This is a genomic window from Paenibacillus sp. FSL W7-1279 (assembly GCF_037969845.1).
In the GTDB taxonomy this organism is placed as follows: domain Bacteria; phylum Bacillota; class Bacilli; order Paenibacillales; family Paenibacillaceae; genus Paenibacillus_AQ.
Map to the genome: position 1 here is coordinate 3,649,217 of NZ_CP150215.1, position 21,113 is coordinate 3,670,329.

The window sequence follows — 21,113 nt, forward strand, 5'->3', positions numbered from 1 at the left end:
TTCTCCTCCTGTCATACACCTTTTGAACGATGAGCCTTACAGGACCCATGCCCAGCTATTCGTAAAAATCCAATATACAAGCAGCGCCGGGAACCCTGGGTGCTGCTTGTTGACCTAAAGTGGGAGTCAGCAAGCCAGTCGGGGCAATCGCCAGTCTCTTTACAAGATCTAATGTATATAAAAAGCCTGTTTGCCCCTACGATACAGTGGTTGCAAACAGGCTTTTTGAATCCGCTTAGATCGTGATATGTCTTCGTTCAATGCCAACCACAGCACCGCCAACCCGTACCTGGTTGATTTCACCGCTATCGCTCAGGCGCAATCCTACCTTGATTTCAGAAGGACAATCCATCGAATACCCTTGCCTGAACTTGACGTTCTCCACTTCCCGCAAAGATCGTTGGCCATGTTGGTACAAATAGCTGAGCAGGGCACCGTTGGATGTTCCTGTCGCGCTCTCCTCGGGAATATCGTACAGCGGCGCAAAATTCCGGCACTCCGCAGCAGCATCGTCTGGCGTATCCAGCGTGAAAAGATGATATCCAACCACATCATATTTTTCGCTTATGGCGGTTATAGCGTCAAAATTTGGCTTAACCTCATTCAAGAGCTTCCTGCTGCGAATCGGAATCAAAATGTCCCGCAGCCCCGTGGAAACAATCTGGATGGGCAACCCGGATTCCAGATCCTCGGCATCCATCCCCAAAGATGGGGCGATTTCCTCACAGGATATCCTTTCAAGAAAATGTGGTAAAACCTGTGACAAATAAACAAAACCCTCGGAGCTAATAGCGACATCCAAAATCCCTGCCTTGGTTTCTATCGTATAGGAGGTCCCTTCCTTTGCCAAACCTAGCGAATGCATTAGTCCAAATGCAGCAATCGTGGCGTGTCCGCACAGATCAACTTCGCTGGCGGGGGTGAAATAGCGGATTTTGTAATCCGCAAGCAAGGATTTTTCCATGAAGGCCGTCTCCGAAAAGCCCAATTCCTTCGCTATGAGTTGCATTTCGGCAGCATCCAGTGAAAGGCCATCTTCCAAGACAACGCCTGCTGGATTACCGCCACGCTCCCCTTTTGCAAACGCATTTAACGTATACACTTCCACATTCATGTTCCGCTCGTCCTCTCCTTATCAGGTCCATTACACCACGGACAGCTATGCCGACCTTCAACATTTGCACAAGCTCGCCGTTTTCCGAACAGACCGGACTCTCTTGCTCTTTGAATCGGAACCCGTCTCGATAGCATCCCGTATCCTTAACGTTCAATATGAATCGCCTTCCATTTCAAACAATTTGTAACTATCCAGCCGGAGAATCTGTAGGTACAACTAATTGGATCATTAATAAAGAAAAATAAGACGACAATATTTAGCACTACGCTGGCCGTTAGTGTAATGCTCCTTCGAAAGACTGAGATCCAGCTACTACAAATAAAGCAATCTTCTTGGCGACTTCCTCTTTATTCGTGGTGACGCTACCTTTGGCCCATTGCAAGGCACCTTCATGAATGATTTGTGCAAAAATAGGCACAAATATGTTCTTTTCGTTATCGTTATACATTTGTTTCAAACTTTTCGACAAAAAAGCCTTCAATTCATTTAGTATTTTTTCTTGCATTTGAGGTAAGACCAAGCCACCATAGCTGCTGCGACATTCAATGTTCGGTTGTTGATAGAAATCAGATACCGCTAAAATGAGTTGATATATACTGTCCTGATCGAATTTCACAACACCTGAAGTATGGTTTTTGATAGAAGCTGAGGCGAAATCCCCCATAATAAAATCGATTAAATCGTATTTATCATTAAAGTGTGCATAGAATGTAGCCCGATTAACCTGCGCTCCCCTTGTTATATCCGCTATTGTAATTTTTTCAAAATCCTTTTTAGAAGCCAAATTGAAAAAAGCATTAATCAATGATTGTTTCGTTTGAGTCATTCGTATATTCCTTGCTTTTGTCGCCATATCCTTCACCTCTAACCCAACAATTTATTATTCTTGTGGCTATAGCAACATTCGCACAGGGTTGTTGATTGTTGCATTAAACCTTTGGCTGTATAGTTTTCATTAAAGCAACATATGTTTCTTTTAATATATCATAGATAAGGAGCTAACGAATAATGAAAACTATTGTCATCGTTGGTGCAGGTCTTGGATTAGGTTTGTCTCTAGCCAAAAAATTCGGAAAGAATGGATTTAGGGTAGCAGTGATTGCACGTAACCCTGAGAAATTAGCAATTATCGAACGTGAACTAAGAGGACTAAATATTGAAACGCAATCTTTTGTAGCGGATGTTACGGACTTAGCTGCTTTAAAACAAGCCATTCAAGCAGCTAAACAAGAGTTTGGTTCGATTGATGTACTAGAATTTAGCCCTTATGCCAGGGAGGATAAGTTCACAAACGTGCTAGAAACTACGCCTCAAAGTGTATTAGATATAATGAAAAGTTATTTGCTGGCCGGCGTACTTTCCGTTAATGAGGTTCTACCGGATATGATAAATAACGGTTCTGGTGCAATTTTATTTACAACAGGCGTATCAACTATGTTCCCTTTACCTTATGCCGGGAATGCCGGAATCGTTGGGGCTGGTATTCGTAATTATGCCGCAAACCTGCACAATGAGTTGAAAGAAAAAGGTGTGTTTGTCGGACATCTTTCAATCGGAGCCATGATACAACCCGGAACAGAAGGGGACCCCGATGTTATTGCTGAAGCTTGGTATAATTTATATGAGAAAAAGGACCATTTTGAAGAAATATTCCCTCCAGGGCTTGATCTAACTAAAATTCTTGGTGAAAATTAATACGAAAGAGATAAGACAACTATTGAAATGATAGTTGTCTTATCTCTTTTAATGCCTAGAGCAATCTCAAATCGACAATCGGAACATGTTTTTGTCCCTCGACAGGACTTTCTACAACCATATCCATTGTTCCATTGGCATATTGGATCAAACAGTGAATGCATCAAGAGATGCGTTGTTTAATTATAATGTCTAATACCATATTGTTTACGCTTTGCCCGCTACCTCCTCGATTTGTTTCAGCCACGCCGTACGCGTCGCCTCGTCGGAGCTCGGTACGGACTCGAAAAATACATGGTGCAACACCTCCATACCGCAATATTCAAATATTCCTTTGTCGGATGTCAATATTAACGCTATTAACGCTTTGTCCATACCGCTAGCTGCATATTGGGCATGTGATTTCCCTAGCGTGTTGATGATTATGGCTTTTTTGCCTTTCAGCAATCCTTTCTGCGCCCCATTCACATAACGATAGGCAAATCCGTAAGTAAAAACCCGCTCAATAAAACCTTTGACGATTGCAGGCAGTCCGGTCCACCAGATCGGATAGATGAAGGTAATCACGTCAGCCCATTTCAGATACTCCTGCTCCTGCTCAATGTCTTCACCTACGCCGCCTAGTATCTCGCTACTGCTAATGACGGGCTGGAACTCCATCGCATATAAATCGCGTACGATAGTCTCATGTCCTTTTTGACGGAGGCTTCGAACGGTAGTTTCCAAAATAGCATGGTTAAAGCTTACTTTTCTCGGATGGGCATACACGATCAAATGGTTCATAGGGATATCTCCTCTCATTTAGCGCTTCAAATTGTGATAATTATTGATTGATCAATTATATTTACATAAAAACAGCACATACCTCGATCTGTACATCTGTAATACCACCTGCTCCAATACATGGTAGACAAGACTCCCCTCGCCTCCCCTAAGTCTTGTCTGATGACTTAAAGAACCCGTAAATCTAGTCAGTGAGATTAAGAGAATCTAAACGACACGCACCTCAAGATAAGTCGCTTGTCGATATTTGAATATGGATATTTAGTAATTGATCAATCACTAACATGTTGACTATTTTATGTCTTCTTTCTCTGAAATGCAACTCATATTTCGTCATTTTTACATAAAATTTCATAATTCCATAGTTTGAGGCCCTCTGTAAATGAATAAACTTGTCGTGATTTCATATTCGACGTTCAACCCATTGCCTTAACAGTATCATGTCAGTAATGTATATTTGACTCAAATACAATTATATAAAATACAAAGTCACTAATTTAGCGACTTTGTATTTGGGCATAATCAAATTTTGATGTTAGTTCGTTCAATCTGAGATTCTATTACATCATATAGAGCAAGTTTATAGTTTATTTTATCTAAATTAAAATATAGCTCTCTTATGCTTTTCTCAATTTCTTTTTTATGATGGAGCATCATCATTTTTCGTTCCGAAATCGTCGAATCTCCTTCTTTATACAAGTAGACATACTTCTGAATTTGAGCAATCGGCATTCCTGTTGCTCTAAGCGCAGTAACGAAGTGAATCCAGCTTAAATCATTTTCGTCATATAACCGCTTCCCATTTTCATTTCTCTTCACATGCGGAAGCAGCCCCTCCTTTTCGTAATATCGAAGTGTGGGAGCCGCTATTCCTGTCAATTCAGTCACTTTCTTTATAGTCAACATAAATAAAACTCATCACCTCCTATTAAAGTAAACTTTAATTGATTTTTTGGCAAATCTAATTAAAAACCAAATTGACGCTGTAAAAAGAAGAGAAAAATATGATGAAATCAAATATTTCACTGGTTCAATTATACACTAATTTTTTCAGTGAAAATGTCTTGACTTAAAGTAAACTTTATCATCTATGATAACAATGCAATTAAAAAATGAGTTCTGGAAGGATGAAGTTACAATGAATAATATCTCAATCGTCACTGGTGGTAGCCGTGGACTTGGTCGCAATACTGCCATCAGTATTGCCCGTCATGGCGGTGACGTCATCTTGACCTATCGTAGCCAAGCAGAAGAAGCAAAGTCTGTTGTTGCTGAGATCGAATCTTTGGGTCGTAAAGCAGTGGCATTACAACTTGATGTTGGAAATATTGCCAGCTTTGCGGCCTTTGCTGAGACAGTACGTTCGACCCTGCGGTCAACGTGGGATAGTGACACTTTCGATCATTTAGTGAATAATGCCGGCCACGGAGAAATGATAGACTATGCCGAAACTACTGAAGCTCAGTTCGACGGCCTGTTCAATGTGCATGTCAAAGGCGTATTTTTCTTGACCCAGGCTCTTCTGCCGCTTCTTGCAGATGGTGGTCGTATCGTGAACTTCTCATCGGGACTCACTCGCGTTTCTTATCCTGGCTTCTCTGCCTATTCCGCCGCAAAGGGTGCGGTCGAGATTCTAACCATCTATTTGGCCAAAGAACTTGGTCACCGAGGTATAACCGCCAATACTATTGCACCTGGTGCAATCGAAACCGATTTTCTAGGAGGTTCTGTACGCGACATACCTGCTTACAATGACACGTTTGCCTCGATGACTGCCCTTAGTCGAGTCGGCGTACCCGAGGACATTGGTCCTGCAGTCGCCAACCTACTTGGATCCGACAATCGCTGGATTAATGCACAGAGAATCGAAGTTTCGGGTGGTCAGAATATCTGATCGCAAGTAATAGCAGCAAAGACAATCCGTGAAACTAGAGCTGTTGCCGAACGAATACGACCATATTGTGTGTCTAAGGATAGTGTCAGCTATGCTTCCTATGATCCACTCTATTCCAACTATTCTATCCTTAGTTCAAGAAGCAAAGGCAGCCCATCTCTTGGTCGACTGCCTTTGCTTCTTTAGGGGTATCTTTTCCTGATAATTCAATAAACCGTAATTCATTTGGTTAAGCCAATAGATCATTAATCAATATCATGAGTAATAACGATATTGCGTTACCCCTACCTTGCCTACATATCCACCTTTTGCATATTGCCGCGCTTTTGCAGTGATTTCATCTTGAGGTTTACAAGTGCAATACCTATGATAATTAGAATAAGTCCCACCACCATCTTGGTCGTAATCGTTTCTCCCAAAAAGAGAACGCTGATCACGATCGCAATGAGCGGGACCAGAAAATTAAACGATCCGATTTTGCCGGCTTCGCCCGATCTAACAAGCAGAAAGAAAACGAGCCAGGTCAAGGCCGTACAGAAGATTGCAATTACCGATAAAGTCGAGATAAACGTTTGGTTCCAAGCGATATCCGTCCAGTTTTCAACGGTAGTACCCGCTATCAACAATACAATTCCACCAAAAATCATCTGAAGGGTAGTCAACCAGATTGCATCGACTTTAGTAGATGTTTTCTTCATATAAATCGTACCGAATGTCCAAGTAATCGTGCTGGCTAAACCAAGCAAGATACCAACGGTCGAAATATTTCCAGAGCCATCGTTTATGCTGATAACAGCGACTCCTATAAAGCCTAGAACCAAGCCGACTATTTTGAAAGCGTTCATGGATTCGCCTAACCACAACCAAGCTCCGATTCCGAGAAGAACGGGCTGCATGAACACGATCGTCGAAAATAGACCGGCAGGCATCATATTCAATCCGAACGTTTGAAAACCGAAAAAGAGAATGATATTCAGTAATCCGGAGATTAGGTAAATATGCCAAGTATGCTTCAAATTAAGATATCTATAACGCGGCAAAGCGAAAAGAAGCAGAATGAGACCTCCGATCGCGATCCTCAAGCCGGCAAAAAGCAATGGGGGTGCAAACTCGAGTGCATATTTGGACAACGGCCAGTTCACTCCCCACATTGCGACTAAAAAGGTTAACAGGATAACAGTAAGTGTTCGCGAAAGTTGCATTTATCTTCAGCGCTCCTTTGTGTAATGGTGATTACCATGGTACAATAGATCAACTTATAAATAAAATGCATGTTTATTATGAAGGAGATATCATAATTGTTATGACACATTCGCAATTGATGTTGTTTGTGAAAATAGTCGAGACTGGTAGCTTTACCAAAGCCGGTGAGCAATTAAATATGACACAACCTGCCGTCAGCCGAGCCATCTCAACGCTTGAATCGGAATTAGGAGTCACTCTCATGATTCGTGAACGAAAAAGCGGGGTTATCCTCACCGATATCGGCTTGCGCTTGCTTGCCATATTCAGAGAGATTTTGCATGGATACAATAAGGTAGAGCAGGAGGTAACCGCTGAAAAAGGGTTTGAAGTTGGCACCGTTCGTGTCGGGGTGTTCCCGATTGTGTCCGCGCACTTCTTGCCGAAATTATTGCGAATCATTGGGGAGAAGCATCCGGGGCTGACATTTGAACTGTTTGAAGGAACCATCGAAGAGATTAAAAAATGGCTAGAATCCAGAATAATCGATGTCGGTTGGATTATACCGCCGGGCAACGAGCTTGAAACGATTCCGTTCTTTCGAGATGAATTATGCCTGGTCCATCGGGATGATCATCCCTTGCAAAGCCGCCAAACCATTCATATTACGGATCTGGATAATGAACCTATGATTGTGTGCAAAGGCGGGTTTGTAACGCCGATTTTTGAGCTATTTAAGCAATTCCGAACCACGTTGTACGCCAAATATAACGGTCACAACATAAACACAGCGTTGAGCATGATTCAAGAAGGCTTGGGAATCTCGATCGTATCGAAAACTTCTTTGTCGCTATCTACACTGCCACCTAATGTCCGCATCCGGACCATTAATCCGCAGCCCTATAGAGACATTCACTTGGCAGTTCCTTCATTAAAGGAGGCTTCACACGGGGTGAAACTGTTCCTCCAGACTGCAAAGGAGCTTTATTTATCCGGGGATCGGTTCCACTAATGTTCAATTATCGCGCATGGCAGAAGATTCAGTTCCCCAAATAATTCGTATTTTTAAAATCCTCAGCAATAGTTCTTTCTGTACTAGTTCGATTTCGAATATCAATGCTGAAGCCATCTTGTTCTATTAGCATTTTGTTCAGCATTTAAAGGCAAAAGCATAGATGTAGCTGTAGCGATGAGTGGTTCATAGTTGATTACAAAGGCCAAAGTAGATGAAAATTAGAGGAACAAACCGTTTAAACAAGACATTCCCTCCAGTATTTTGTGTATTATACCCTTGTTTTAAATTAGCGACTTTCAATGGGAACATGATCCTGTCCCCCGACATAAATCTTTCTCTCCACCCCACTGAACAAAAATTTTGCCCTACTTCTGGTAAGGTTCCCCGTATCATCTATAACGCAGTTTGGTGCGACTAAACGGTAAGCCTATTCGAAACCGCCCATCCGATCACCGGATGGGCGGTTCTTAGTTCCTACTTCTCCTGCTCCTTTATCACCTGCTCAATCCCGAGCAGAATCAACTTCAAGCCGAACTCGAACGCCTTGTCGGTCCCCATCAGTTCGAACAGCCCGTTCGTGAACATTCTCCGGAACAGTCCCGCATCCGTCTCGCTCATAGAATCCAGAAGGCGAGTCATTTCCTCACCCGGAAGCGCCCCCGCTCCATGGTCCTTAAGAATCGCGGAGACATTGCGCTGGTGCTCATAATCATCCAGAACGAAGTTGAAGACATAATTCATAATCGTAAGTACCGTTTGTATTTTTTGCTCTTGCTCAAGCGGCGTCGATTCCACGCAGAGCAGCATACGGTTGGTGAACCGGATGATGTCCGGTTCGTGGGGCAGCGTCGACATCATGAGCTGCGTGGAGCAGGGATACCGGCTGAGCACGCTTCGGACCGTTACCGCAAGTCCCTTCAGCTGCTCCTTCCAGTCCCCCTCGGAGCGGTACTCATCCAGAATGATTTTCGATACCTGGTTGGCCAGTCGCTGGTAGAGATTCTGCTTGCTCTTAAAGTACCAGTATATAGATGGAGCCTGAATCCCTAGCCTAACGGCCAATCGTCTCATGCTGAATTTCTCGATCCCCTCCTCACCAAGTAACTCCCACGAGGCTTCCAAAATCCTATCCTCCGAAATCTGAGGTTGCTGTTTTTTCATCGTTATCCGCCCTTTATCTAACAGTGTAAGTTTATACTTTACAGGTTCATAGGATCATGATATCATCTAACACTGTAAGGTTCAATCTAACACTGTAAGATTGAACCCAAAATAAATAAAGAAAGTAGTGACCCGCATGGATGCAGAAAACCTCCATTACTTTGAAAAAGCCCCGGTCGCAAAAGCCGTAGCTCATTTCGCTATACCTATGATGCTAGGCACGTCAATGAGTGTCATCTATTCCATCTTGAATGCCTATTTCCTTGGTACACTTCACAATACCGCCATGTTAACCGCACTCGCGTTAACCTTGCCGTTATTCGCAATTATTATGGCGCTAGGCACCTTGATTGGCATGGGTAGCGGTACATTCATCTCCCGTTTGCTCGGTGAGAAAAAATATGATGATGTAAAGCAAGTATCTTCATTCGCTTTTTACAGCAGTTTGGTTCTCGGTCTAATTGTGATGGCCGTCGGTCTTCCGTTGCTCGATCCTATCATTTATGGCCTGGGGGCAACGCTTGACTCCTTTGGATTCACGAAGGACTATGTCACGATTATGCTTATCGGTTCACCAATCGTCGTATTATTCTTCACGCTCGAGAATATCGTGCGCTCGGAGGGTGCAGCGATCACATCGATGATCGGTATGATTCTCAGTGTGGTCGTCAATATTATTCTCGATTCGTTCGTCATCTTCGTGTTTCATTGGGATGTGATTGGCGTTGCGTCTGCTACGGTCATTTCCAACTTGGTTGCGAGTGCATTCTACGCCTTCCATATTGGATACAAGAGCCAGTTCTTAACCGTCTCCGTAAAATGGTTCAAGGCTTCCAAGGAGATTCTGAGCAATGTATTCAAAATCGGAGTTCCCGTCTTTATTATGAGTATCTTTTTGGGTGCAATGTCGCTCATCTTAAATCGTTTTCTTATTGAATATGGAGATCCGGCCGTAGCGGCTTACGGAATTTCATCACGTTTATTGCAATTTCCTGAGTTTGTTTTGATGGCTTATGCGAGGGAGTCGTGCCGCTCATTGCCTTTTCCTTTACAGCGAATAAATTACGGATGAAGCAAACCATTGGATTTACAATCAAAACGATTGTGGCGTTAGCCATCGTATTCGGTGTCATCGTCTATCTGATTTCCGACCACTTAATCGGTTTATTTACGAATGACCCGCAATTAATTGAAATGGGCAGCTACATTTTGCATGTGACATTCTTATCCTTGTTCATTACAGGAATGACCACGTTGTTTACGGGGATTTTCCAAGCAACAGCGCAAGGAACGGCCGCGTTTATTATGTCCGTTATTCAAGGAGTTACTCTGATTCCTGTGCTCTATATCGCCAATTGGATGAACGGCTTCCACGGGGTGATCTGGTCGCTCGTCATTGCGGATGCCGTCGCATTCCTTGTCGGCGCCATCATGCTGTATGTTTTGCGGAACAAATTGCAGCCGGATTTGGATCGTTTAGTACAGTAGAATCCAATACCTTAACACGCAAGAAGGCAGGATAAAGGCAACTCATGCTCCTGCCTTTTCTAGATAAGGTGAAGCAGAAAGTTTCGCCTTCACATGTAGTAAGGCTCAACGAGTTTGATCTTCAATTATCCTGCCCGTTAGCTTAATGAAATTGCATGGAAACATAGTTAGATACTTATCTAATCGGTAATAGGCTCATGTTCTTGTCCATTACGGCAATTGGTACAAGTTCTTGTCTTTGGCTCGGGATTTTTTTGGAGATTTATTTCATATATAACACCTTTTCCGATTTGATATCATTTTGACTTAAAAATTTCATTAAATCATTACTCAGTTGCACAATCTCATTGTTTGCATTATTCGCATAGTTTGGCAACATCATATTCAAGAGGGATTACGCCCTATTTTAAAGAATGAGTCTGTCATTTTTTTTTTGTCGGATGACAAGACCTAGATAACATTCCCCACAACCCCCTTCGCACATTGCCGAAGCGTTAAGCAGTTGAAACAAAAAAGGAAGAACCTTAGCCTAGCAAAGGTTCTTCCTTTTTTGTTTCATGATTTTATATCAGCTTCTAATTCCAAGATGTTTTACATTCTACTGCCCCTATGGTTGCTCTATATGTTTCAACACAACCCAAAATTCCGCTAAGAAGCTATGCTTGATAATCTACAGGTTTTTGTTACCTTACTCCTGTTTGATCCGATTCATTAAATTCAAAATATCCTCCATTTCGGTCAGTTCACCTTCATGTCTGTCAATAATTGTACCCTCCTCATCGATCAGCAGTGTTAGCGGCATGCCGACCACTTGATATGCGTGTTTAATTTTGAGGTCGCTGTCCATGACGATAGGAAATTCGAGTTCATATCGTTCAACGAATTTTTGAACTGCTCCTGATTTCTCACCAACGTTAACTGCAAGCATATAAACGCCTGCAAGCTTATATGCCTCGTTCAGTAGCGGCAGTTCATTGACACAAGGATTACACCAAGATGCCCAGAAATTGATTAATACGCGTTTACCTTTATAATCCGTTAATCGTACTTGTTTCCCCTCAAGATCCATTGAGGAAAACGGCGGTGCGATATCCCCCACACCGGCATGACTTTGGGGAGCGTCTTGGAATCGGAATATTGCATATACTCCACCGAGTAGGATAACAACCAATAACAAATACTGAATGATACTGCGTATTATAATATTCAATATAAACTCCTCGCCCACTATGTAGATAAACTCCTTGAACTTTTATCTCCTAATATAAAGCCTTAGAAAAAGTGGAATTGTCACTACTATAATTTTTCTTCGTGTCTGGAGAATCCTCCAGAGATCCCAAACAACTCTCTAAATACTTCCTGCATCCCCTCGGTTTCGTTTGTTAGGTGGATGTCATCCCTCTTTCTGTCTAGAATCACGTTCCCATCCCGTAAAAAAACGATGCGATCCGCCAATGCTTCCGCAATTTCCAATTGATGCGTTGAAAAGAGAAGCGTTTGCCCATTAGATACTGCTTGACGCACAAGCGTTACGAAGGTGTTCATCCAGTAAGGGTCCAGACCGTTGGTTGGTTCATCCATAACCACCAGTGGTGGTTCTGCTAACAGCGCTTGTGCAAACAACACCCGCTGCCTCATGCCCTTGGAGAAGGAAGCTACGGGTTTACTGCCTGTATCCGATAAGCCGACCATCGAGAGCACCTCTTTGGCGCGAGTATCCCCAAGACCGCGAAGCTTTGCCCAAAACAGCATAGTCTCCATGGCTGTTAATCCTGGACTAAACCGATAATCATCCGGCATATATCCAATTTGCCGAGCATAATTTTGTCTGTTTTCCTGCCAATCGTGACCGTTTACGGAGATGGATCCCCTCGTCGGACGTAGAATACCGGCCACCATGCGAAGCAACGTGCTTTTTCCCGCACCGTTCCCCCCGCACAGAGCAACGGCCTCCCCTTGTCTGATATGCAGCTGTAATTCCTCAATGACCGTCTTTCCCTTAAACGATTTGTGAACCCCATCGAACCGAACCAGATGATTATCCACGACTTCTTCCCCTTTCCCATAATCCAAAAGAGATGGTCAACATGGTGCCGATCCAGAGCAACATCACGCCAATAAACACCGGGGTACCCCAAGTGGAACGAATCCATACCATCCAATCGTAATACTCCGGCCCGAGCGTCGAGCCTCCACCTAATTTGACGACGGTAAACAGACGCGTCAATTCTGCAGGATTAAGAAATGTCAATGTAGTGACGGCCGGTTTGATCCAGGGGTATGGCATCATGCCGAGCAATGCAATGAGAATAGATGGCCATGCAATGATGGCAAAAAACCAGACACCCACCGCGATCGTAAGTGCTTGCCAACGATTGCGGGCGAGTGTACCGATCAGCATGGCCAATCCGAGGAAAAACAGGGATAAACCTATTGAAAAGACCAGAAGCTGCTGATAAGTCAAAAAATCAAAACCACTACCCGAAAGCCAGCTGGCTGCTCCCGACAATCCAAATCCAAAGGAAACAATGGATAACAAGACGATGGAAAGCCCGATATACTTGCCAGCCAGAAAAGACCAGGTACCCAGCGGATAAGTTGAGAGAAGCTCCCAGTTGCCCTCTTCCTTCTCGCCTGTTAAGGAAAAAGAGCCCAACATCAGCGCCATCAAAGGAAGCAAATATAACGCCAGGTTTAACATGGTGCCGCTAGTGCCGGAATATCCGCTTACATAACCTTGCGAGTTAATAATCAATAAACTTACCATAAACATGGCGAAAAGGGCCATGAATGAATAGGCCCATGGATTTCGAAAGCCAATTTTCATTTCTCTTACAGCTACATAACCCATTTCACTCACGAGCCGTGTCCTCCGGTTGCTGGTTGCTCATCGGCGCTGTGGTCAGGCATATCATCACCAGGCTCCTGATCCGGTGCATGATCATGACCGTGCTCCCCTCCCATATCCATCATATCCCGATTGACTTCCCACGAGTGATTGGCGAGATCTTCTGCCGTCATGAGTTTACCTTTGCCTTGTTCTTCAATATAAGCTGTGGCATCCGCCTCTTGTTCAAACGAGACGATTCCATAAGCCATTGGTGTTTGATATGAAGGATCATAGGCATAGTATGCTTTTTCATAACGGAGCCATTGTTTGCTGTTAAAATCTCGGACGAATTCTGCGCCGATCGTATCGGTTCCGTTCTCTTTCTTCCACGTATTTAAACAGCCGATATCATCAAATTTGAGAGATTGACCGTCCTTTGTTATAATCTGAGTCGCATATTGGTCGTCTTTGACGGCCATCTTGCAGATGACACATACATCCGTATTTTCGTTGATAGCCTGCGGCTCATACTTCTCTCTTCCGCAAGCAGATAGTATCATCAAGATAGCAACCATAATTAAGGTTAGTTGAATCCCTTTTCTCATGTATTTCGTCTCCTCATCGATAAAATTAAAATGGCTGTACAGCCTAGCAGTATGAACCCCATAAGTCCGGTCTTTATTAAACCTACCTGGTCTCCGCCTCGATCATCGTTACCGGGCGGAACCATTAGCGGGGCCTTATCCATAGTCCAGCGATCTCGATCCGTCTGGTAGAGTCCTTCCAGGAATACCATGCCCGGTGATTGAAAAAACAATTGAAATGCTGGTCGCTTTTTTGTGAGTCCCTGGAAAAACGGATTCATTCCATATGTTATATCGCTGATCCCGTCTCCATCCGCATCGATACCCCGAAAATTGTCCCAATAATTCTCTGTAATCCGATTTTTCTCACTGCCTCGTGCCTGTGCATCCGACACATTACTAATAAATTGGTTGCCTTTGATAGAATTGGCACTTGACTCCAGCAACTGCATACCGACAAAATTGTAACTTACTCTGTTGTTCTTCAAGATATTTCCGGTTGATAGTTCCACATACAGGCCAACCCGATTGCCATCAACCGTATTATTTGTCACGGTCGTCTCGTGTGTGTCATATAGCAGAATTCCTTGCGAATTTACGTTCTGGCTTTGCTTCGTGAACACATTCCCGACAACAGATACTTGTCGAGCAGTCATCACCATGGCCCCTGTCACATTTAGGTTGCCTATGTTCCGCTCGATGATGGTCCGATTTGTGTACATGCAGTGAACGCCATAACGAGAGCGTTCGATTACATTACCTGAGACGAGGATATCATCACTGCTTTCCATATAAATGCCGTCATGTACATCACGAATCGTATTGTCGGTTATTTTCCAACGATGCCCATTGAATATATCTACGCCATTGCCTTTGTCGGCCATTTTCACGCCATCTGCCATCCAATCGATTGTATTATTCGTCAAGGTACCTTCGTTTGCGTCACGTACTGATATTCCATCTCCACCAGTCTGGATATGCAGCCTATCCACGACAGCTCGATGACCCTTGACGAGCACAGTCGGCGTTTCCTTGACCATGACATCGGTGATGCGGAGTCCGGCAATCGTTGTATTGTCAGCTTCTATCGTGATGGCCGGTAGGTCACTCATATTTCTCAGTTCTATCGTGCCACCTTCTTCCGGCCGTATCGTCAACTGCTTGTTAATGGTAATCGGGCCATGGTAATTGCCGGATTTCAATATAAGCGTATCTCCTGGCTTGGCTTGGTCCAATAAAGCTTGCAAATTAAGCCATTTGTCTTCTGCTCTTACTGGACTGCTATTCAATAACGCCAAAAAAAACCAGAGTAAAAAAAGGGGCATCATGCTTCTTCTGACTGTCATTGCACTTCTACCTGTTTCTTCTTAGTAATATGGATATCGTCCTCATACAAGTGTATAAAAATCGTCTGGTTCCCCTTTTCAGCAAAAGTAAACGAACCGCTAAATACACCATCCCCTTCATTCACAGCTTCAATCAGTATCGGTTTATCCCCAATCCGGAAATCAAAGGTAGCCTGTGCCTTGTCAGATACGTTCATTCCAGTGAACAAAGCTTGTAAATCGACCTGGCTTCCCGCTATAACGGTTTCAGGTTTTGTAGACAGCTCTACTTCTACAGCTTCCAAATCGACGGATTCCTCGCCTGAACATGCCGTTACGATACCCAAAAGGATAACCACTGCCATAAATGAAACCAATTTTTGCTTCATTCCCTCACTCCCTCCAACTCGGTTGTCAGTCTTTCACATTTTAGCAATTCAAATGCTTCTGTCCTATAACTCTATGGAGCCATTTCAAAGGTTGAAAATCGACAGATTTGTGACATGCAGAAGAAAACGAGATATACTCTATGATTGCTGAAGATGTAGAAGTGAAAGATCACGGTAATCAAATGCATGACATAGCTCAATAGAGTCATAGAAACCATCCCTGATATTCGATACAATAAAAACCGCAATTTACCAATATATAAAGAAGGAGAAAAAGTATGATCCCTGTTCGCAATGCTTCAAAGCGCTCGTATATTATTTTAGCTATAATCATTATTATCATTGCCATCGGTTACTGGTTATTTGCCTCCTTTTACAAACCTGCTCTGCCAGTTAAAATGAATTCCCCAGCTTTTTCTTTATCTGATTTACATGGAGAGACTGTAACTGAAGCACAATTTGACGGGAAAATACGATTAACGTCATTTATTTTCACCCGATGTCCGGATATTTGCCCTGCTACAACAGCTAATATGGTTGCACTCCAAAGTGAGCTTCAGAAGCAAGGACAGTTTGGTAATGAAGTCGAGTTGGTTTCCATTACATTCGATCCTAAGAACGATACACCTGAGGTATTGCAACAATATGCGGAGCGGATGGGAATTGATCAGAGAGGATGGACGTTGCTGCGAGGAGATGAAAACAAAGTAAAGGATTTGGCTTCTCAGTATAATCTATCGATTGTGCGCCTCGATGATGGGTTGTTTGCGCATTCCATCACCTCATTGCTGTTAATCGATGGTAAGCAGCGTGTGCGCCAGATCTACCGGATGGGTGAAGATATGGAGAATGAACAAATTCTGACAGATATCAAGATATTATTAAAAGAACAGCAGCGGGATTCCTAAGTCCTGCTGCTGTTCTTATTTATTCATGAAGTTTCCTACGACATTCCTTTAGCTGGAGCGGGTGATGGAAGAATATCATTAAGCTACTTCCTTTTATATTTGTTCCGACAACCATACAGAAATGGATGCAATCTCGTCTTCATCTAAACGCTTACCGAAGGCTGGCATGCCTCCTTGCCCCTTGGAAATAATGGTCGTGATTTCTTCCTCGGTAAGTTGGCTTCCTACTGTTTGCAAACTGGGTCCGTACTTTCCTTCGAGCTGGCTTCCGTGGCAGGACAAACAGTTTTGTTTGTAAACCGATGGTATCGAATTCTCAGTTGTTGCTGAGTGCTCTTTAGTAGTTTCACTGCCACATGCTGTCAGTAATCCAACTAGAATTAATGCGCTCACATATTTACCAAGATTTTTTCTCATCGTGCCCTCCATACCCATACTTTTCAGTTCCAATCGATTGTTTTCTTATTTTCTCTCAATTATAAATAGATTAAAATGCCTCCTTGGGGCTATATGTAAAATAATTAATAGTTCAATTTGGAGCAGCCTTTAATAAATTCACTATGTAATTATCGCTGCTTCAACTTTTTTAGATCACTCAACAATAGAGTTTATATTCAATGTGAATTAATAAACTGCCACTTTCCATTCAACCCTTTTTCCTTTTTACCTAAGCACTGGTTTCCCTAAAAAAGTAAGCGAACTTCTATCAAGAAAGTTTAGAAAGACTTTTTAGACGAATCGGGAGTAAACTTGCGTTGAACTGCCCGTTGATTGATCTTTACCACCTGTTGAGGCGGATGGTTTGCACTTGGGGTATACCCCCCACCACTCATCTTTTAACACTCATAATCCCACAATGTGGCCACTTTTGTGCATTTTTTGATGACACAAATTAATCTACATAAAAATAAAAAAGCCTGTAAATCAAGCTTTTCTAAAATAATTAATGTAGACACTTTTGTGTCATTAGACAATGGTCCCAGCTAGGAACACTAGTTTCTTGACTTTTCTTCCCTGCAATACTCAATCACGCCTCCAACCCGTTCAGATGAAAGAGAGCAATGAGATCTGGGTGTTGGCTCCCAAAGACATAGTGAACCTCCTTACAGAATTCACATATGTAATTGCCGGTGTATTCCGCTATCCTGCCCGTAAGTTGAGAAAAAGCAGCCGATCATAAAGCCGGCTGCTTCATATAGTCTCATTGAGCTATCGTCCCCCGTACTCGCTCCTCTAGTATGAACTCTTCTTGAGGATAAGAGTTCGATTTCCTCAAAGGTAAGATATGCTGTCTATCGATGAGAATGTATCAATTCCTGCTGTCTGCTTTATGATATATTTAAGGCAAACTTAGAAATTTAAAGCGATTTCGCACGCTTGTTGTATCGCCTTTACTCTAATCTCAGGTTCCTGATCGGTTTTTTCAGCCATTCCCTCAACAAAAATCCCCTCAAAACTAGGAATCCCAACGAAATCCATAATGACTTTCAGGTGGCGATGACCCATTTCTAGGTGTGCATCATCTGAGCCTGGTGACAAGAAGCTACCGCTAGCTTGGATATGGACGGCTTTTTTATCACTCAACAAGCCGATCCGGCCAATATCTGGTAAATATTTGAAAGTCTTGCCTGCTATACAAATGGAGTCAATGTATGACTTCATAACGGGTGGATACGAATAATTCCAAACTGGAGTAACAAATACATATTTATCTGCAGCAACAAATTGATCAGCCAATTCATTGATTCGGCTCAGTTTCGTTTTCTCTGCTTCGGTCAATTTTTCAAATGTAGTGCCCGCCTTCAGTTTGTCCCATCCGTTAAAAACATCAGTATCAAGTTGTGGTATATCCATTTTATATAGATCAAGATGAATTACCTCATCATTCAAATTGGCAGATCGATAAGCCTGTACAAACTCATTACCTACTAACATGCTGTATGATTTTTCATGATCGTGAGGATTTGCCGTAATATACAAAACTGTTGCCATGATGACAATACCCTCCTTCAATATTTGCCCTCGGAAACTGTTACGATCTGCCTTGTAGAGACGTTTAGTCTATTCCAGAGATTGGCCGTAGCAATCCCGGCGATCAGCGTGGCCAATGCCTGCACATCGAAGTGTCGGGCTGCCTCGTTAAAGATCTCTTCCGACACTGGGTCCACTCGGTCATTGAGTCGGGTAACAGCTTCACTGAGCGCAAGTGTAGAACGCTCGGAGTCATTGAAGTATTGCGTCTCACGCCATGCCGACACTGCCAACAGTCGCTCTACAGATTCACCTGTCGCCAATGCATTACGCGAATGAAGTTCGACGCATACGCTATCCCCATTAATTTGGCTTGCCCGAAGATATCCGAGAAAAAGCGTGCGCTTTGGAATACCTGTTTGCTCTGCGGATACAAACAGCGCTTTGCCAAGGGCTTGTAAGGCTTGAGTCGCATCGGGTACGATCATAGCAGGGCTATCCATTCTTGATTTCAAATGAAACACTCCTTTAATTAAGATTAGAACCGGTTTTGGTTCTCCAATATGCTGACGGATCGGACCTTGGGATGTGTGACAATATTTCTTGAGAAATGTAAAAATCAGTTGAATGCGACGTCTTGTCACATTGTTCAGCGTTCATTCGTCAGTACTTATAGTGGTTAGTTATTTTAGTACGAGGGAGTTTGTAGAATGAGTGAACAGGATTGGTTGGCAAATACATTCGAAACGCATCGGAAGAACCTTCAAGTTGTTGCTTATCGAATGCTTGGATCATTTAGCGAGGCGGAAGACGCGGTACAGGAGTCTTGGTTGCGTCTTAGTCGCGTGGATGCAAGAGGCATTGAGAACTTGGGAGGATGGTTGACCACCGTTGTTTCGCGTGTATGTCTCGATATGTTACGATCGCGTAAATCTAGGCGCGAAGAATCGATCGAAGCTCATTTGCCCGATTCTTTCAACAGCCAAGAGAATATAAGCGACCCTGAACAAGAGGCCATATTAGCTGATTCTATCGGTGTTGCACTATTAGTCGTGCTCGATAATTTGAAACCTGCGGAACGCATTACGTTCGTGCTGCACGATGTTTTCGCCATGCCTTTTAATGAAATTGCTCCTATTGTAGGAAAATCGGAAGCCGCGACAAGGCAGCTTGCGAGCAGGGCACGTCACCGGGTTCGAGGGGTGAAAGCATCGGAAGTCGACATTGCTCATCAACGCAAAGTTGTTCAAGCTTTTCTTGCTGCAGCGCATGCAGGCGATTTCGATACGCTAATAGCTGTGCTTGATCCGGACGTTATACTTCGTGACGATCGTCTAACTGAATCTTCAAGAGTAACGCGTGGAGCGATCGCTTTAGCAAAACAAGTATCGAGACGTGCACAGAAAGCAGCCCAACTAGCCTTGGTGAATGGAACCGTAGGAATCATTGCGGCCCCTCAAGGAAAATTGCTCTATGTACTCAAATTTACGATGAGTCATGGGAAGATTGCCGAGGTCGACCTGATCTCCGATCCAGAACGCGTACGCCAGCTTGATCTGGCGGTGTTGAGAAATTGAGCCTTAAACTCAGCATCGAGGGTGTTAAAGACATAATCCCTCGGATAAAATATAACAGTTATTACAACCATAACACGCTCAAGCGGCACCCAAAGGGTGCCATTGTCTTTTTAATGTCCTTTTGTATCGCTTATTACATACAGGTTTACATACGAAATCAAACCCAACTTGCAATTCCCTGAATGGTACCATGTTCTTGTCCATTACGGTAATCGGTACAAGTTCTTGTCCTTGGCTCGGGACAAGAACTTGTACCGATACCTAAAAAAGCCGCTAAAATAGCGACTCTTAATGGGAACAAGATCTAGTCCCGCGACAAGTATATATATTTAATTCGTTCAGCTTTTGACAAATCTCTAAAATTCAGACGTACTTCGTTGATCATTTTTCTTAGTCTTCATTGCGCTTTTCACTTTTTTGAGTTCATTACTATCCATGACGAGAGGCTCCCTTTCTCTCTCTTTCAATTTTCTACTGATGAGTCCAGTAATTAACGAGAATACAATAGCTCCTTGCCATGTTATCGAAATATCCCTTATCAAGGCATCAAGTAAAATGATTAAAACAAATTGTAATCCTGTATCCAAAACAATTGGTAACCATCCCTTACTGGTTTTAATTATACCAACAGATCTTAACGCTTTAGGCAAGGCATCTGTTATCAATGAAAGAGGTATTTCCAGAAATAGATACAGAACAAAGAATAATATTAATGCACCCGTTGATTTATAATGTAAACCCAGCAAATGTAACGCAAAAAATTCCAATATGGATATTCCAACTAAGACAATGAGAACAATAACTAAAGGAATAATTATTCTTTTAATTTTTTTTATATGTACCACTTCCTTGACTATCAATTATAGACGAGTACATATATTATATAAGATCACTATTAACTCATTGTAAAAAATAATAAACCTAATTTATGGGGTATTAGAACTATCTGCACGTTAGCTCAATGAAATTGTATGGATACATAGTTAGATACATCGGTAATCGACTCATGTTCTTGTCCTCGACTCGAACGGCCAACTCTGTATGCCCTTGCTCATGGACCATGTCTTAGTTAGGAAGCGGCCAACCCCTGCGATCCACACTTTACCCGCTGCACTCACGGAGCTTGAGAAGAAGACAATACTATACAAGAGTGGAGTTATGAAGCATATGCATAGAAACCGGCGTTATTCATAA

Annotated in this window: 21 protein-coding genes and 1 pseudogene; 6 read left to right on the forward strand and 16 right to left on the reverse strand. The window is 42.9% G+C overall.

Going from position 1 to position 21,113, the window contains the following annotated elements:
- Positions 1 to 235 precede the first annotated feature (235 nt).
- Positions 236 to 1,114 carry a PhzF family phenazine biosynthesis protein gene (locus tag MKY82_RS16200; protein WP_339296573.1) on the reverse strand — a complete coding sequence of 293 codons (879 nt, stop codon included), beginning with the start codon at positions 1,112 to 1,114 and terminating at the stop codon, positions 236 to 238.
- A 277-nt stretch (positions 1,115 to 1,391) separates the two neighbouring features.
- Positions 1,392 to 1,970, reverse strand: a complete 579-nt coding sequence (locus MKY82_RS16205) for a TetR/AcrR family transcriptional regulator (RefSeq protein ID WP_339296574.1) — start codon at positions 1,968 to 1,970, stop codon at positions 1,392 to 1,394.
- 155 nt (positions 1,971 to 2,125) lie between these two features.
- On the opposite strand from MKY82_RS16205, the gene MKY82_RS16210 reads away from it, so the two are divergent.
- The gene (locus MKY82_RS16210; protein ID WP_339296575.1) at positions 2,126 to 2,812 is read left to right on the forward strand and encodes an SDR family NAD(P)-dependent oxidoreductase; all 687 of its coding nucleotides are present in this window, start codon (positions 2,126 to 2,128) and stop codon (positions 2,810 to 2,812) included.
- 207 nt (positions 2,813 to 3,019) lie between these two features.
- Here MKY82_RS16210 and MKY82_RS16215 read toward each other — a convergent pair whose 3' ends face one another.
- Together MKY82_RS16215 and MKY82_RS16220 are read right to left on the reverse strand one after the other, a co-directional pair.
- Positions 3,020 to 3,595 (reverse strand): NAD(P)H-dependent oxidoreductase, encoded by a 576-nt coding sequence (locus MKY82_RS16215; RefSeq protein WP_339296576.1) that lies wholly within the window; start codon positions 3,593 to 3,595, stop codon positions 3,020 to 3,022.
- Between the two features lie 522 nt (positions 3,596 to 4,117).
- Positions 4,118 to 4,501, reverse strand: a complete 384-nt coding sequence (locus MKY82_RS16220; RefSeq protein WP_194542708.1) for a MerR family transcriptional regulator — start codon at positions 4,499 to 4,501, stop codon at positions 4,118 to 4,120.
- Positions 4,502 to 4,733: 232 nt separating this feature from the next.
- Here MKY82_RS16220 and MKY82_RS16225 point away from each other — a divergent pair, with 232 nt between their 5' ends.
- Positions 4,734 to 5,489 (forward strand): SDR family oxidoreductase, encoded by a 756-nt coding sequence (locus MKY82_RS16225; protein ID WP_339296577.1) that lies wholly within the window; start codon positions 4,734 to 4,736, stop codon positions 5,487 to 5,489.
- Positions 5,490 to 5,782: 293 nt separating this feature from the next.
- On the opposite strand, the gene MKY82_RS16230 is transcribed toward MKY82_RS16225, so the two are convergent.
- Positions 5,783 to 6,691 carry a DMT family transporter gene (locus MKY82_RS16230; protein ID WP_339296578.1) on the reverse strand — a complete coding sequence of 303 codons (909 nt, stop codon included), beginning with the start codon at positions 6,689 to 6,691 and terminating at the stop codon, positions 5,783 to 5,785.
- Positions 6,692 to 6,792: 101 nt separating this feature from the next.
- Here MKY82_RS16230 and MKY82_RS16235 point away from each other — a divergent pair, with 101 nt between their 5' ends.
- On the forward strand, positions 6,793 to 7,683 hold the full coding sequence (locus tag MKY82_RS16235; protein ID WP_113061842.1) for a LysR family transcriptional regulator: 891 nt from the start codon (positions 6,793 to 6,795) through the stop codon (positions 7,681 to 7,683).
- 477 nt (positions 7,684 to 8,160) lie between these two features.
- On the opposite strand, the gene MKY82_RS16240 is transcribed toward MKY82_RS16235, so the two are convergent.
- Complete coding sequence (locus tag MKY82_RS16240; protein ID WP_194542710.1) at positions 8,161 to 8,847, reverse strand: TetR/AcrR family transcriptional regulator C-terminal domain-containing protein; 687 nt, start codon at positions 8,845 to 8,847, stop codon at positions 8,161 to 8,163.
- 136 nt (positions 8,848 to 8,983) lie between these two features.
- On the opposite strand from MKY82_RS16240, the pseudogene MKY82_RS16245 reads away from it, so the two are divergent.
- Positions 8,984 to 10,335 (forward strand): annotated as a pseudogene (locus MKY82_RS16245) (MATE family efflux transporter).
- 688 nt (positions 10,336 to 11,023) lie between these two features.
- Here the strand turns inward: MKY82_RS16245 and MKY82_RS16250 are convergent.
- The 6 genes from MKY82_RS16250 to MKY82_RS16275 form a co-directional block, all read right to left on the reverse strand.
- Positions 11,024 to 11,563 (reverse strand): redoxin domain-containing protein, encoded by a 540-nt coding sequence (locus tag MKY82_RS16250; RefSeq protein WP_339296579.1) that lies wholly within the window; start codon positions 11,561 to 11,563, stop codon positions 11,024 to 11,026.
- A gap of 68 nt (positions 11,564 to 11,631) precedes the next feature.
- Positions 11,632 to 12,381, reverse strand: coding sequence for an ABC transporter ATP-binding protein (locus tag MKY82_RS16255; RefSeq protein ID WP_339296580.1), 750 nt, complete (start codon positions 12,379 to 12,381; stop codon positions 11,632 to 11,634).
- Positions 12,374 to 13,195, reverse strand: coding sequence for an ABC transporter permease (locus tag MKY82_RS16260; RefSeq protein ID WP_339296581.1), 822 nt, complete (start codon positions 13,193 to 13,195; stop codon positions 12,374 to 12,376). The genes MKY82_RS16255 and MKY82_RS16260 overlap by 8 nt, the downstream gene beginning before the upstream one ends.
- Complete coding sequence (locus tag MKY82_RS16265) at positions 13,192 to 13,770, reverse strand: nitrous oxide reductase accessory protein NosL (RefSeq protein ID WP_339296582.1); 579 nt, start codon at positions 13,768 to 13,770, stop codon at positions 13,192 to 13,194. Before MKY82_RS16265 ends, MKY82_RS16260 begins: the two co-directional genes overlap by 4 nt.
- Entirely contained in the window at positions 13,767 to 14,951 is a 1,185-nt protein-coding gene (locus MKY82_RS16270) for a NosD domain-containing protein (RefSeq protein ID WP_339296583.1), read from the reverse strand. Before MKY82_RS16270 ends, MKY82_RS16265 begins: the two co-directional genes overlap by 4 nt.
- A gap of 140 nt (positions 14,952 to 15,091) precedes the next feature.
- Positions 15,092 to 15,463, reverse strand: coding sequence for a hypothetical protein (locus MKY82_RS16275; protein WP_339296584.1), 372 nt, complete (start codon positions 15,461 to 15,463; stop codon positions 15,092 to 15,094).
- Between the two features lie 278 nt (positions 15,464 to 15,741).
- Here MKY82_RS16275 and MKY82_RS16280 point away from each other — a divergent pair, with 278 nt between their 5' ends.
- Complete coding sequence (locus tag MKY82_RS16280) at positions 15,742 to 16,371, forward strand: SCO family protein (protein WP_194542714.1); 630 nt, start codon at positions 15,742 to 15,744, stop codon at positions 16,369 to 16,371.
- A gap of 93 nt (positions 16,372 to 16,464) precedes the next feature.
- Here MKY82_RS16280 and MKY82_RS16285 read toward each other — a convergent pair whose 3' ends face one another.
- From MKY82_RS16285 to MKY82_RS16295, 3 genes are all read right to left on the reverse strand, one after another.
- A complete protein-coding gene (locus tag MKY82_RS16285) occupies positions 16,465 to 16,788 on the reverse strand; it encodes a cytochrome c (protein ID WP_339296585.1) in 324 nt (107 codons plus the stop codon).
- 933 nt (positions 16,789 to 17,721) lie between these two features.
- On the reverse strand, positions 17,722 to 18,363 hold the full coding sequence (locus tag MKY82_RS16290; protein WP_339296586.1) for an FMN-dependent NADH-azoreductase: 642 nt from the start codon (positions 18,361 to 18,363) through the stop codon (positions 17,722 to 17,724).
- Positions 18,364 to 18,380: 17 nt separating this feature from the next.
- The gene (locus MKY82_RS16295; RefSeq protein ID WP_339296587.1) at positions 18,381 to 18,857 is read right to left on the reverse strand and encodes a carboxymuconolactone decarboxylase family protein; all 477 of its coding nucleotides are present in this window, start codon (positions 18,855 to 18,857) and stop codon (positions 18,381 to 18,383) included.
- A gap of 195 nt (positions 18,858 to 19,052) precedes the next feature.
- On the opposite strand from MKY82_RS16295, the gene MKY82_RS16300 reads away from it, so the two are divergent.
- Entirely contained in the window at positions 19,053 to 19,919 is an 867-nt protein-coding gene (locus MKY82_RS16300) for a sigma-70 family RNA polymerase sigma factor (RefSeq protein WP_194542718.1), read from the forward strand.
- Between the two features lie 356 nt (positions 19,920 to 20,275).
- Here MKY82_RS16300 and MKY82_RS16305 read toward each other — a convergent pair whose 3' ends face one another.
- The gene (locus tag MKY82_RS16305; protein ID WP_339296588.1) at positions 20,276 to 20,686 is read right to left on the reverse strand and encodes a YrvL family regulatory protein; all 411 of its coding nucleotides are present in this window, start codon (positions 20,684 to 20,686) and stop codon (positions 20,276 to 20,278) included.
- Positions 20,687 to 21,113: the final 427 nt, after the last annotated feature.